Source organism: Vibrio sp. YT-15, from assembly GCF_033337445.1.
Lineage (GTDB): Bacteria > Pseudomonadota > Gammaproteobacteria > Enterobacterales > Vibrionaceae > Vibrio > Vibrio alginolyticus.
In genome coordinates, this window is sequence record NZ_JAWOQR010000002.1 from 206,912 (window position 1) to 220,817 (window position 13,906).

At 43.9% G+C, this 13,906-nt stretch carries 12 protein-coding genes; 8 read left to right on the forward strand and 4 right to left on the reverse strand.

Annotated features, from left to right (window positions below; all coding sequences use genetic code 11):
* Window positions 1–73 precede the first annotated feature (73 nt).
* The 6 genes from yfbV to R7D93_RS05100 all read left to right on the forward strand — a co-directional run bounded on the left by yfbV (window position 74) and on the right by R7D93_RS05100 (window position 7,326).
* Window positions 74–526 (forward strand): terminus macrodomain insulation protein YfbV, encoded by a 453-nt coding sequence (yfbV, locus tag R7D93_RS05075; RefSeq protein ID WP_005380809.1) that lies wholly within the window; start codon window positions 74–76, stop codon window positions 524–526.
* Window positions 527–856: 330 nt separating this feature from the next.
* Entirely contained in the window at window positions 857–1,822 is a 966-nt protein-coding gene (locus R7D93_RS05080; RefSeq protein WP_017633858.1) for an ABC transporter substrate-binding protein, read from the forward strand.
* Between the two features lie 174 nt (window positions 1,823–1,996).
* Window positions 1,997–2,932, forward strand: a complete 936-nt coding sequence (locus tag R7D93_RS05085) for an ABC transporter permease (RefSeq protein WP_054574798.1) — start codon at window positions 1,997–1,999, stop codon at window positions 2,930–2,932.
* Window positions 2,929–3,723, forward strand: coding sequence for an ABC transporter ATP-binding protein (locus R7D93_RS05090; protein WP_213868080.1), 795 nt, complete (start codon window positions 2,929–2,931; stop codon window positions 3,721–3,723). Before R7D93_RS05085 ends, R7D93_RS05090 begins: the two co-directional genes overlap by 4 nt.
* Before the next feature lie 141 nt (window positions 3,724–3,864).
* Window positions 3,865–5,691, forward strand: a complete 1,827-nt coding sequence (gene malZ / locus R7D93_RS05095; RefSeq protein WP_213868081.1) for a maltodextrin glucosidase — start codon at window positions 3,865–3,867, stop codon at window positions 5,689–5,691.
* Window positions 5,692–5,865: 174 nt separating this feature from the next.
* The gene (locus R7D93_RS05100) at window positions 5,866–7,326 is read left to right on the forward strand and encodes a sensor domain-containing diguanylate cyclase (RefSeq protein WP_005380815.1); all 1,461 of its coding nucleotides are present in this window, start codon (window positions 5,866–5,868) and stop codon (window positions 7,324–7,326) included.
* Between the two features lie 51 nt (window positions 7,327–7,377).
* Here the strand turns inward: R7D93_RS05100 and dusC are convergent, their stop codons facing one another.
* The gene (dusC, locus tag R7D93_RS05105; RefSeq protein ID WP_225495422.1) at window positions 7,378–8,337 is read right to left on the reverse strand and encodes a tRNA dihydrouridine(16) synthase DusC; all 960 of its coding nucleotides are present in this window, start codon (window positions 8,335–8,337) and stop codon (window positions 7,378–7,380) included.
* Between the two features lie 170 nt (window positions 8,338–8,507).
* On the opposite strand from dusC, the gene R7D93_RS05110 reads away from it, so the two are divergent.
* Window positions 8,508–9,125, forward strand: a complete 618-nt coding sequence (locus tag R7D93_RS05110; RefSeq protein WP_064354183.1) for a YecA family protein — start codon at window positions 8,508–8,510, stop codon at window positions 9,123–9,125.
* Between the two features lie 79 nt (window positions 9,126–9,204).
* Here the strand turns inward: R7D93_RS05110 and dsbB are convergent, their stop codons facing one another.
* Window positions 9,205–9,741 carry a disulfide bond formation protein DsbB gene (gene dsbB, locus R7D93_RS05115; protein WP_225495420.1) on the reverse strand — a complete coding sequence of 179 codons (537 nt, stop codon included), beginning with the start codon at window positions 9,739–9,741 and terminating at the stop codon, window positions 9,205–9,207.
* Window positions 9,742–9,824: 83 nt separating this feature from the next.
* Complete coding sequence (gene nhaB / locus R7D93_RS05120) at window positions 9,825–11,411, reverse strand: Na(+)/H(+) antiporter NhaB (RefSeq protein WP_005380822.1); 1,587 nt, start codon at window positions 11,409–11,411, stop codon at window positions 9,825–9,827.
* A 639-nt stretch (window positions 11,412–12,050) separates the two neighbouring features.
* Between nhaB and fadR the strand changes: the two genes are divergently transcribed.
* On the forward strand, window positions 12,051–12,890 hold the full coding sequence (gene fadR / locus R7D93_RS05125; RefSeq protein ID WP_005380824.1) for a fatty acid metabolism transcriptional regulator FadR: 840 nt from the start codon (window positions 12,051–12,053) through the stop codon (window positions 12,888–12,890).
* Between the two features lie 110 nt (window positions 12,891–13,000).
* Here fadR and R7D93_RS05130 read toward each other — a convergent pair whose 3' ends face one another.
* Window positions 13,001–13,810: a hypothetical protein gene (locus tag R7D93_RS05130; protein ID WP_130545878.1), complete on the reverse strand. Its 810-nt coding sequence runs from the start codon at window positions 13,808–13,810 to the stop codon at window positions 13,001–13,003.
* Window positions 13,811–13,906: the final 96 nt, after the last annotated feature.

Here is a 13,906-nt window from a genome sequence, read left to right on the forward strand (position 1 = left end):
AAGAATATTAACTTTCATCAATTTTTTGTACCTTCAGTTGAAATGTTCAACTATTTTTTAGTGAGAGAGCGGTATGAGTAATAAAGTCGGATTGATCCATAGCCTGAAAGATGGCCAGAATTACATGGAGATCTGGCCGGTTCGTAAAGAGCTAAGCGCCATATTTCCGGAACAGCGTATCATTAAGGCGACTCGCTTTGGCATTAAAGTCATGCCGGCCGTTGCTGCGATCAGCGTACTCACTCAAATGGCATTCAACAATTACCACGCGTTACCTCAATCCATTGTTGTCGCCTTGTTTGCGATTAGCTTGCCACTTCAAGGCATTTGGTGGCTTGGTGCTCGATCCAACACGAAATTGCCGCCTTCTTTGGCCTCTTGGTATCGGGAGTTGCATCAAAAAATTGTGGAAACAGGTTTTGCATTAGAGCCTGTCAAAGCTCGCCCTCGTTACAAAGAGCTTGCGATAATACTGAACCGAGCGTTTCGCCAGCTCGATAAATCGTCATTAGAGCGTTGGTTCTAATTTAAATTGTTTGAAATGGAGTGTGCACTGGCCGCTCCATTTTTGATCCTGCCTCTATTACCTACTTTGACGGTCGTTGATGAAGCGAGCGAAGCTTTGTTTACCAAAGATTCTTTCCGGATGAAGAAGTCCCCCCGATCACAAATGTTGCTTTAGTGTTAAATCTTTCTTTTCTTTACTAAGACTTAGTAGTAATAATAAAAACAAGATGCGCAAGAAGTGCACAGTTATACGAACACAACAATACCGCCTTCAAACATTTGAATTCACGAGTCGATACACATATTGAAAGCTCGTGAAACAAGGACGAAGTCACATCAAGGAGTTATGATGAAAACGAAACGTTTATTAGCCACCGCCGTTCTATCTGCTACTGCTATTTTCTCTTCTACCAATGTACTGGCCGCCACTGCAACTGTCGCAGTTTCACAGATTGTCGAACACCCGGCGTTAGACGCGACGCGCCAAGGATTACTTGATGGTTTGAAAGCGAAAGGCTACGAAGAAGGCAAAAATCTAGAATTTGATTATAAGACCGCACAGGGTAATCCAGCGATTGCGGTGCAAATTGCCCGTCAGTACGTCGGCGAAAATCCTGATGTGTTAGTTGGCATCGCGACACCTTCGGCACAAGCCTTGGTGTCGGCTACTCGCTCTATTCCTGTTGTCTTTACTGCGGTAACAGATCCGGTTGGTGCGAAATTGGTTAAGTCGATGGAACAACCAGGCAAAAACGTAACTGGCCTGTCTGATCTTTCACCCGTTGCTCAGCATGTCGATCTCATCCAAGAAATTCTTCCTCAGGTGAAAAGCATCGGGGTTGTATTTAATCCCGGTGAAGCTAATGCCGTGACTTTAGTTGAATTACTAAAAGAAAGCGCAAAAGCAAAAGGCATACAAGTGGTTGAAGCGACCGCACTAAAAAGTGCTGATGTTCAGTCTGCGACTCAAGCGATTGCAGCGAAATCAGACATTCTTTACGCCCCAACAGACAATACAGTTGCAAGTGCGATTGAAGGGATGATTGTGGCAGCGAATCAAGCGAAGAAACCTGTATTTGGTGGCGCGACGTCGTATGTGGAAAAGGGTGCAATTGCAGGCTTAGGTTTTGACTACTACCAGGTTGGTGTACAAACCGCGGATTACGTGGCGGCGATTCTTGATGGTCAAGAACCAGGCAAGCTGGATGTAAAAGTCGCGACGGGCTCTGACCTTGTAATTAATGAAAGCGCAGCATCTAAGCTCGGTATCAAGCTGCCAAGTTCTGTGGTTGAACGTGCGACAAGCATGCAATAAGTAACGCTTTTTGGGGTTAAGCCTGTCACGTTGGTTGGTAGACGCTTGCCCCAAAATTGATACTCGCCGGATTTCTCGTGTAGAGCATTCTGCTAGAGAAGAAGGGGAGTATACGTTAGAAGTCTTACGTTCAGGTTGGTATTAGCCAGCCTGAGCATGCAGAAAGGAGCAGTTATGTCTGCATTTGCTTTTTTTGGCGCACTCGAAATTGGCTTGATTTATGGCCTAGTCGCACTGGGTGTGTATCTTACGTTCCGTGTTCTCGATTTCCCCGATTTGAGTGTGGATGGCAGCTTTCCAATGGGAGCTGCGGTGGCTGCAACGGCGATTGTCGCAGGTATTAATCCTTGGCTTGCGACAATAATGGCGATGATAGCTGGTAGTATGACGGGGTGGGTAACCGCTTTTCTGGCTGTTCGGTGTGGTATTTTACACCTGTTAGCTTCCATTCTTACCATGATCGCGGCATTTTCAATCAATATTCGTATTATGGGTAAACCTAATATGGCGTTGCTTGGAGAGGATACGATTCTCACTCCGTTTGAAGCATTGGGCGATCCGATGTTCATTCGTCCTCTGGTTGTTGGGGTCTTAGTTCTTTTGTCCGCTTTCTTTGTCATTCGCCTGCTGAACAGCGACTTTGGTCTTGGTTTACGAGCCACGGGCGTTAATGCGCGTATGGTTTCTGCGCAAGGGGCGAGCACTGGTTTTTATACCTACTTTGGTTTGGCTTTATCTAACGGTTTTGTCGGATTCGCAGGCGCGTTGTTTGCACAAACGAACAGCTTTGCAGATGTGACCTCTGGCGTGGGCACCATTGTGGTTGGTTTGGCTGCTGTGATTTTGGGGCAGACCCTTATTCCCGGGCGCAAGATTTGGGTTGCGGTATTTGCGGTCATCATCGGTTCGGTACTTTATCGCCTTGCAGTGGCTTTCGCTTTGAGCTCTGGCATGTTTGGTTTACAAGCTTCAGACCTCAACCTGGTTACCGCAGTATTGGTGGCTGTGGCGCTTATTGCTCCAAAGCTAAAACAGAGCATGAGAGCGAAACAACGCGTTACTGATGCTAAACAAGCGGCATCAAAAAATGGTTCTGGGGAGGCATTATGATCGAACTAAATAATATTCAGGTCACGTTCAACCCTGGGACGATTTTGGAAAATCGTGCATTGAAAGGCGTCTCTTTAGAGGTTCCAGAGCATCAATTTCTTACCGTGATTGGTTCTAATGGCGCAGGAAAATCGACGTTGCTTGGTGCGGTGACAGGTGAGACGCCGATGATAGGTGGTCAGGTTATCATTGACGGCAAAGACGTCACCAAGCAGACGGTTGCCCAACGTGCGACGCAATGCGCCCGAGTGTTTCAAGATCCATTGGCCGGGACTTGTGGTGAACTGACGATAGAAGAGAACATGGCTCTAGCGCACATGCGTGGTAAAAAACGCAGCTGGGGGTTGGCGCTCTCTACTAAACGTCGCAAGCTGTTCCAAGAGCGAATTAGCATCCTCGGTCTTGGTTTAGAAGACCGCTTGGGCGATAGCATTGGGTTACTGTCTGGTGGACAACGACAAGCCGTTAGCCTTGTGATGGCGACGTTATCGGAGAGTAAGTTGTTATTGCTTGATGAACACACGGCTGCGCTTGATCCTCGTATGGCGGCGTTTGTTATCGACTTAACTAAACGTATTGTCGATGAGTTCGATTTAACAGTGATGATGGTGACGCATTCGATGAAAGACGCATTAGCATGTGGCGATAGGACCGTAATGCTTCACCAAGGTGAAATTGTGCTTGATGTGGCTGGAGAGCAGCGCACTAACATGCAAGTACCAGACTTGTTGGATATGTTCTCCAAAGTGCGTGGTGAAGAGCTGGCAGATGACAGTCTCTTGTTGAACTAAGCGGTATCCGACAAGTCACTACGCCTACTAAGTGTGATCCTCCTTGAGAAAATTGGCTGATATGTCAACTCGCAAGGAGGATTTCTTGTCTCTAATTCTTCAATAACATAGTGGCATATCCGATGACGAGGAGTGCCCATAATGAACCTGCCATTTATTTTTCATAGTCAAACTATTGATGGTTTAGCTTTTAATGACGAGCAAATTACAGTCAGACTGAAAACCGAGACATTGGATTTTGATTCCGTCTATGTGCGTATTGAGCCGGACAATGAAGAATATCTGGTCGACATGGCTCAAATTGGAACAGCTGGGGAATTGTTACTATGGGAGGCATCGTTTCGACCAAATCGAGATCGAGATGTCACACATTATGTGTTTAAGCTCCTCAAAGACGGACAACAATACTGGCTCGATGCACGAGGCGTACAAAAGCGTATTCCACCCAAAGAGTTCCACTTTAAGTTGAATGTAAACCATCAACCACCAAGCTGGGTCCAAGAGCAAGTTTTCTATCAAATCTTTCCTGACCGTTTTTCTGCTAGTAAAAGTGAGTCCGATATTCGCCACGCTTATGCTCAGTATGATTCTGCATCGATCGTCAAGGCGTGGGGAGACGCGGTAGGCTCTCACCAAAATACCGGGGCACGTGAATTCTTTGGCGGCGACCTCAAAGGTGTGGAGCAAAAGTTGAACTATCTTGAACAGCTCGGCGTTACTGCGCTTTATTTTAATCCGATCTTTTCTTCACCAAGTAATCATAAATACGACACCACTGATTACTTCACTGTTGACCCTATGTTCGGCACCAACGATCAGTTTGCTGAACTGTGTGAGAAAATCCGTGGTAAGAATATGAAGATTGTCTTAGACGCGGTGTTTAACCACACGTCAGTGCATCATCCTTGGTTTGATATCCATCAAAAAGGAGAAGGAGCGTATGGCAATCCGCAGTCAAAGTTCCGTGATTACTACTTTTTCGAAGGCGAAACCAATCACTACATCGGTTGGAAAGGCATTGGTAACTTACCGGTTCTGAACTTCGAAAATGAACAGGTGCGCGACTACATCTACCAAAGTGAAGATTCTGTCATCAAGTATTGGCTGAAGCCACCGTACTTGGTTGATGGCTGGCGGTTTGATGTAATTCATATGCTTGGCGAAGGGGACGGCGCGAAAAACAATGCTCATTATGTGGCAGCGTTTCGTAATGCGACTAAGTCAGTAAACCCGAATGCTTATGTGTTAGGTGAGCACTTTTTTGAAGCAACGCAGTGGTTGCAAGGTGATCAAGAGGATGGGGCGATGAACTACTACGGTTTTGCTCATCCAGTTCGAGCTTTTATCGCACGACAAGACATTATGTACGATCCAATCAACATTGATGGTTTGGAGTTTAAAGCATGGTTGGACGAAGCCAGAGCAAAAATCCCATTTTCTAATCAGCTATCGCAGCTAAATCAACTCGATAGTCACGATACTGCTCGGTTTATCACACTGGTTGATGGTGATAAGCGTAAAATGAACATCGCGCTAGCAATGCTTATGACTTACGTTGGCACGCCTTGTCTTTACTACGGGAGTGAAGTCGGTCTAGAAGGAGGTCTAGACCCGGATAATCGTCGCTGTTTTCCTTGGAATGAAATCGAAAGTTCACAATGGCTATCGCTTTACCAACAATGGATCAAGATACGTAAACAATGTAAGCCTTTACAGTCGGGCTGTATTCAATGGCTGCATTGCACTAACAACCAGTTGGCGTACGCACGTGTACTAGGTCGTGAAGCAGTCGTTGTTATGATTAATCTCAGTGGTAATGAATGTTCAATCGATTTACCTATGTGGCAACTGGGCTTGGAGGTTAGCCAAGTTGTATCGTTGTTAGATGACACAGAACAGGTTGATTATAAAGGTCATATCTCTGTCAATATGTCTGCACAGAGCTGCAAATTATGGCGACTAAAGTGACACCACACTCTATATTGATTAAACTCCTTTAATATATAAACGGTCTCAAACAGCGCGCACACATTTGTTTGGTCTCTTGTTATCTGGTGCTGCATTGCATGCGTCACCAGATAACGAGTATCAATTTAATAGCAGTCATAAGAGACTATTGACCTTTCATATGTATGGTACTCAATGGTAAACCAAAGGCGATTTAGCCTCTCATTTGTCATCTTTTTTCCTCTGGCGTTATTTGTAGTGGTTTTACTCGTGACAACGAAAAATTACTATGATGCGGTTAACCGCTATATCGATTCTGAGTATTCGCGTATCGAGCGTGCAATGTCTCGCGGTATTAAAGTACTCACGGCTTTAGATTACAGCTTCACCAACTATACCAATTACGCTAACCCACTGTTTGAAGAACATAATTCTTTAGTCAAAGAAGGGCTTTGTTATCTTTGGCCTATAGATGTGTTATTACTCGAAAGTGTTTATAGTGAGGGGTTACCTGCGGTTGACCTTGATTATATGATCGTAGGGGATGAAAGCTTATGTCAGCAAGGTTCAACGATTAACCAGTTAGCTGAACAAAAGGCGGGTTTTGCGCCGTCATTGTCATTTCTGCACGATATTGAATCGCACATTGTTGGAATCCATTACATTGACAAGCGCGGTTACGTTATCTCCTCACCCGATACCTACGCAAAAAATTTCACAAGAGAGCTTTTGTCAACGCTAAAAGCCCGACCTTTTTGGCAAAAAACCGCGCAAGATAAAGTGAACATTACCTTGGCTGGACCAGGGCCTGTGTTGGACTCGATGGAAGGTCAAGTCATTAGTATGACGGTACCCGTCTATGAGAAAGGAGAACATCAAGGTGTTTTGTCTATTGATTTTGACATCAATACGCTCATGGCTTCGTCGCTAGGTCTTGTTGGTCAGTTTCATTTGGTTTCCAATTTACAATCTATTCCTTCAAACAGTACACGAATCAAACCAGTCGAATTAGAGCGATTGAGTGCGAATCACAGCATGTACTACGAGTACAACCTTTGGGATGAAGCTAAGAACCTAGCGGTTTTTGAAAAATACAGCCTTATTGTCGCACTATTTATTTACGTGCTGAGTACCGTCGTCTTGTTCTATGTGAATATGCATAGCGAGCGACGCTACTTTAAAGAACTGGCAGCAAGAGACCCAATGACCAGCTTATTGAATCGTCGAGGTATGCAAACCGTGTGGCGTAATAAGATGACAAAAAAACAGGTTGCTTTAGCAGTGTTCGATATTGATAACTTCAAGAAGATCAACGACACCTATGGTCACGATGTCGGTGATTCTGCAATTCAGCTTGTTGCAAAATGTATACGTGAAAATATTCGCCATACCGATGTTGCCTCAAGGTTTGGTGGCGAAGAGTTCGTTTTAGCTATTTATGACGAAGATTCAGAGGGCATTAAACTCATTTTAGACAGAGTAAAAAAGGCCATAGATGAGCGCTCGACACGCGTAACGAAAGAAGGCTTTACGATCTCTGGCGGTGTGGTGTTTAGTAAAGAGAGCCGAGTGGAAAACTTTGATGAGTTGTTTAAAGCGGCGGATGAAAAGTTATATCAAGCCAAAAGTACCGGCAAAAATAAGATCTGTTACTAGGATTTAGGTACAAAAAAGGACGAGATATTCGTCCTTTTTTGTGTTCGGGAGTTATGCAACCTGAGAGTTTAAGTCATCGCGGTAGCGTTGAATATGCTCAACAATTGGTGCGGCTTTGTTGAACGTTCTGATTTCTCTAAATAGGTCTTTTGCTTCAGGATAAGCCTGACGTAAGTAAGAGAACCATTGTTTTACGCGGTTTGGGTAATACAAGCCTTTGTCGCCTTTCATCTCAAACTTGGAGTAGTAGATCAGTAGCTCAACCACCTCGGGCCATGACATTGGCTGGTGGTTGTGTTTTACCATGTTGCCCAAGTTAGGGATATTGAAAGCGCCGCGGCACACCATCAAAGAGTCAACGCCAGTCGTTTCAATGCAACGTTGACCGTCCTGGTAATTCCAAATTTCGCCATTCGCAATAAGCGGAATATCAAAACGTTCGCGAATTTGGTTGATGTAATCCCATTTTATCTCAGAAGCTTTGTAACCACCTTGTTTAGTACGTGCGTGTACTGTTAATTCATTTGCGCCAGCAGACTGAATGGCATCGACGATTTCAAAACAATCTTCAGGGTTCTCCCAGCCAAGACGAATTTTTGCGGTCACAGGAATGGTCTCAGGAACAGCTTCTCGACAAGCTTTAACCACACGGTGAATTAGCTCAGGATGCTGAAGTAGAGCAGCACCACCCTTACTTTTATTGACCATTTTGGCTGGGCAACCAAAGTTTATATCAATACCTCTGGCGCCAAGATTTGCCGCTTTAATTGCGTTCTCAGCCATCCAGTTTGGTTCTTGTCCCAACAATTGCACATGTACTGGCACACCAGATGCAGTCTGAGAACCTTGCAACAGCTCCGGGCATAAACGGTGAAATACATGATCGGGTAATAGCTGGTCGATTACGCGAACAAACTCCGTAACACACAGGTCATAGTCGTTTATCTCGGTCAGGATTTGGCGCATCAAATGATCTAAAACGCCTTCCATTGGGCCTAGTACAACTCGCATAGCTTGCCTAATACAGTTTGGTGGTAAAAAGGAGGGCGATTGTAGCGGTGTAAGTTAAGTTTGTCATTAAAAGAGTCGAAGCGCCCAATGCAGTCAAACACACAACGTTAGGTTACGTGCTTTTGAGCTCTGAGGTATAATGCCGCCAAATTTATGGGAAACCAGATGTCATGCAATACACATTGATTGAAAAAGGTGAAGTTCACGTCGATGAATCTTGCCTATTTATCGAAGGCGCAGTGTTAGCTGCGAATCTGACGACAAAACCACTCGCTCCTGAAAAGTGGTTAGAGCCGCTATTAGGTGAGGGATTCAAAGCGATTCAACCAGCTGTGGAAGAGCAAATTCACAAGCAGCATAACCGAATTCAACGAAACGAATATTCCGTGCTAGAGCTAACAGGCAAAGAACCTGAACAACTTGCTGATTTTGCCGAAGGCTTTATGTCTGTTTGGTCAATGATTGAAGAACAGTGGCAAGACGTTGAGCTCAATGATGGATTACAGCGTATGCTGCAAGCATTACTGACCACTTTGATGCTGGCTATCGATGAGCCAGCAACGCAGCAACAGATGCGCGACGCAGGTATTGAAACGCCACCGGCCCTGACAGATTTAGTCGACCAGCTTGATTTAATGGTCGGTGAAGTCGCGCTGGGCGCGGATGAGTTGATGGTAGGAAATAAAGCTCAAAGCCTAAACCCATTCAAAGGTATCGGGCGCAATGATCCCTGTCCTTGTGAGAGCGGAAAAAAATTCAAGCAGTGCTGTGGTCAATCACGCGGCTAAAGCGAATCGCCGCGCTATCCACTTAACAAAAAGCCGATCAGATGGTCGGCTTTTTGTTAATTTTTACGCGTCAGTAGGATTAACGAATTGGATTAACGCGTTTTGCAGGGAAGAATTGTGCAATTACAATTAATGCCAAAGCGATTAAATTGCCTGCAAAAATTACGACTAACCATTGTGGCATTGATAAATCAACGAGCTGCCACACAACCTTAGAGCAATCACCATATGCTTCAAACATCCAAGGAACCCACTGATTGAGCGGAGCCCAGCTAGGGAATGTGACGAATAAATCACAAGTCGCGAATGGTGATGGATTAAACTGGTAGTCAACGTGCTGCATTGCAAGTAACAAACCCTTGTAAGCACTTAATCCCCAGCCTATCAAACCTAGCCAGCGGAAAATTGGGTTCTTGGGTGCCAATATACCAACCATTGCAGCGACGCCCACTCCCATCATCGCGACTCTTTCATAAATACACATGACACATGGTGCAAGCATCATGACGTGCTGAAAATAGAGGGCACATGCTTCAAAGAAAACGACGAATAGCAGAAGCAGTAGCCACGATAAACGTCCCTTTGAAAACTGGTTAAGTGAATTTAAAATAGTCACGTTTTTGTTCCTGTCTGAAATAGAAAAAGCTCTGAATACTCAGAGCTTTTTATCGTGGATAAGTTTCCTAATCAACTCAAATTTTAGTGACCACCGGATACTACGGGAGTCAGATCACCACTATGAGGTAAAATCCAACCAGCTTCGTAGAAAGAAGCTGTTGCAGGCTCTAGGAAGAACATGATTCCCATCAGACCGACAATCGCAAGAACGACGGTGTAAGGCAGCGCCATGATAACCATTCGACCGTAAGACAGACGAATTAATGGAGCGAGAGCTGATGTGAGTAAGAATAGGAATGCCGCTTGACCGTTTGGCGTTGCAACAGAAGGCAGGTTAGTACCAGTATTGATTGCCACCGCCAGTAAGTCGAACTGATCACGAGTAATGAGACCCTCAATGAGTGCAGTTTTTACTTCATTGATGTAAACCGTACCAACGAACACGTTATCCGACACCATAGATAATAAGCCATTCGCCACATAGAACAGAGCTAGCTGAGTACCTTTATCTTCAACGGCAAGCACCGCATCGATGACTGGTTTAAACAGCTCTTGGTCAATGATTACAGCAACGATCGAGAAAAATACTGCAAGCAGTGCAGTGAAGGGCAGGGCTTCTTCAAACGCTTTCCCCATGGAGTGCTCTTCAATGACACCAGTAAATGCGGTCGCTAAAATGATCACAGAAAGGCCAATTAAGCCGACAGCCGCTAAGTGCAAAGCGAGTGCAACGATCAACCAAACCGCAATAAGACCTTGAACCCAGAGTTTTGCGACATCTTGATTTGTTCGCGTTTTACGCTCTTCACGGTCAAAATCGACGAGGATCTGACGAACGTTGTTAGGAAGCTTCGCGCCGTAGCCAAACACTTTAAGCTTTTCAACTAAAGCACAAGTGATGAGACCACAGAAAAATACAGGGAGTGTCACTGGAGACATACGGATTAGGAATTCACCAAACAACCAACCCGCTTGGTCTGCAATAATTAAGTTTTGAGGTTCACCAACCATCGTGGTTACGCCACCTAAGGCAGTACCTACACCAGCATGCATCAACAAAGAGCGCAAAAAGGCACGATAGTTTTCTAGGTCATCACGCGTTAGTTCAGTGATCGTGTCATCTTGTGTATGGTCATGGTCACCGATAGGGTTACCAGACGCCACTTTGTGATAGATAGAGTAAAAGCCGATCGCCACGCTGATAACAACGGCGATAACCGTCAAGGCATCCAAAAATGCAGACAAAAATGCAGCAGCAAAGCAGAACGCGAGTGATAGTAGGGTTTTAGAGCGAATGCCAAGTAAAATTTTGGTAAAAATGAACAGCAATAGCTGCTTCATGAAGTAGATGCCCGCAACCATAAATACCAGAAGTAGCAGTACTTCGATATTTGCTACTAATTCGTGCTTAACTTGCGCAGGGCTAGTCATGCCGATAGCAATGGCTTCAATAGCAAGTAAACCGCCAGGTTGTAATGGGTAGCATTTTAATGCCATTGCTAGCGTGAAAATAAATTCAGCGACCAACAACCATCCAGCTACAAATGGGTTTATTAGGAAGAATACAATCGGGTTAATTATTAAGAAGGCTATAATGGCAACTTTGTACCAATCAGGCGCTTTACCAAGGAAGTTCTTGATAAAAGCGTTTCCGAGCGATATCGGCATGATAATTCTCTTTATAACAAAATTATGAATAGACACTACAATAGTGCTTAAGTATCTGTTTGTTAGACTTATTAACTAGTCTTTAAAAACAATAACTTAGTAAAACAACAATCCTTTGTTTATTGTAGTCTTGCCAAGTTACTTCCCCTGAACTCAAGCACCGCTCACTTTCGACCGCAAACTCTACACTCAGGCATTTATTAGTCAATAACAAAACGTGATGCTACCGACTAAAATGACTTTTTAAATGTAATAACGCGATCAAAACGGCGTTACTATACCATGAAAGTCTTAAAAAAATCCTCTTGGATTTTAAATGACGGTCAGTGACGAGAAAAGGCAAATTAAGAAAGAATATTAACTGTGATATACAAAGTAATTTTTCATATTTTGAATATAAAAATGTGACACGGTTGTCTTTATTTCTCCGAGATTTGTGAGCTGTTTAATTAAATGAAAATTCATATTTTACTGCTTTCGCTCGCATGTTAGAGCCTCTTAAATTGACACAACATATAGAGTATTAACTCTATGTTATGGAGTCGTTTCCACTATTGATCGTAAATTTTCTCAAACCGCTAAGTAGTGGTATGATGAGTAGTATCGACCCTCAGAAATCAATATTGGATAAAAAGTAGAATGGTCATAAAGGCGAAAAGCCCTGCGGGATTCGCAGAAAAATATATTATCGAGAGCATTTGGAACGGCCGTTTTCCTCCAGGCTCAATTTTACCTGCTGAGCGCGAGCTGTCCGAACTGATTGGTGTTACTCGAACGACTTTAAGAGAGGTTCTTCAACGACTAGCCCGTGATGGATGGCTGACTATCCAGCACGGCAAACCTACGAAAGTTAACCAATTTATGGAGACCTCTGGTCTGCATATTTTGGATACTTTAATGACGCTAGACGTTGATAATGCGACAAACATTGTAGAAGATCTGCTTGCGGCACGTACCAACATCAGTCCTATCTTTATGCGCTATGCATTTAAAGCGAACAAAGAGAGCTCTGAGCGTACAATTAAGAACGTAATCGAATCTTGTGAAGCTTTAATGAATGCGGCTTCCTGGGACGAATTCATCGCTTCTTCGCCGTATGCTGAAAAAGTTCTGCAGAATGTGAAAGAAGATAACGAGAAAGATGAAGCGAAGCGTCAAGAAATCTTGATTGCTAAAACGTTCAACTTTTACGATTATATGCTTTTCCAGCGCCTAGCATTCCATTCAGGAAATCAAATTTACGGTTTGATCTTTAATGGTTTGAAGAAGCTCTACGATCGTGTCGGTAGCTACTACTTCTCAAATCCAGCTTCTCGTGAGCTAGCTCTGAAGTTTTACCATCAATTGCTCGAAACTTGTGAAAGTGGCCAGCGTGAGCAACTACCAGTAGTGATTCGTCATTATGGTATGGAAAGTGCGTTGATCTGGAACGAAATGAAAAAGCAATTACCAACGAACTTCACGGAAGACGACAGCTAAGCGCTGACAAGTTGAATAAACGAAAACCGCAGTGCCTTAGGCCTGCGGTTTTTTTGTTTTTATTTATAAGTCGGCGACGGACCTAGCACCAATAATAAGGCATGGAACGTTTATCCTGCTAGCGAGAGTCTGGGTAACGGTAGATATAATGACTCTACGACATCTGAAAGGACATGGTCGTAAGTATTGAAGATGGTCAATGACAAGTCAGATGTGACGCCATAAAGCTCTGCTTCTGTTAAGTCGACATGACTCCCTGTCACGTATTCATTTAGCGTCTGTATTGAGCGCGTGGAAGCAGGAGAGGTAATGCTAAGTGGAGCGATAACCGCTAGTTGGTTTAGCTTACGCATCATGACCGATGCATAATTTTTGAAACGCTCATTTCCGCCTTGCTCTCCTAAATCTTGAATGCTGATTCGTAACTGAGTCAGGGTCTCCAAGCTATCCATAATGTTTTGCCAGTTCATGTGATACTCATTATGCAAGTCATCTCTTTGCTCAACCGCTAGCCATGCGATGGTTACTTCATCCATCAAAAACAAGCAATGACGAATCAACTTACCATGCTCCATCTGGTTTCTTGCAACACTATGGTCATCCCATTGTTCAAGTAGTTTCCCTACTTTAATCTGTAATACGCGATACATGGGTTTGTTTTCAAACCGTGAGGTTTCGACTAAAAGATGAAGCTTGTTAGTCAGAGCATCATTAAGAGCGTCCAATTTTTGTTGATCGTTTTGTTGGAATTGAAGCGAGTAGTGAGTAGCAGCTCGGTGGTATCTCAGAAGGTGAACAACATCTCGCAACAATGTTAACAGCTGATATTTGCGCGCATGTTGCTGCTCTCGTTTAGAAGATAAGTGATATATTCCAGCTAAAATAGCGATGGACAATAGTGTGGAAATCAAAACAAACATAACCAACTCCTTGTTAGTGTTTGGACCTAACAAGGAAGATTGCAGTTTTGATGCCACTAATTAAATTCTATTAAAACAGTAATTTAGGATTGTGAT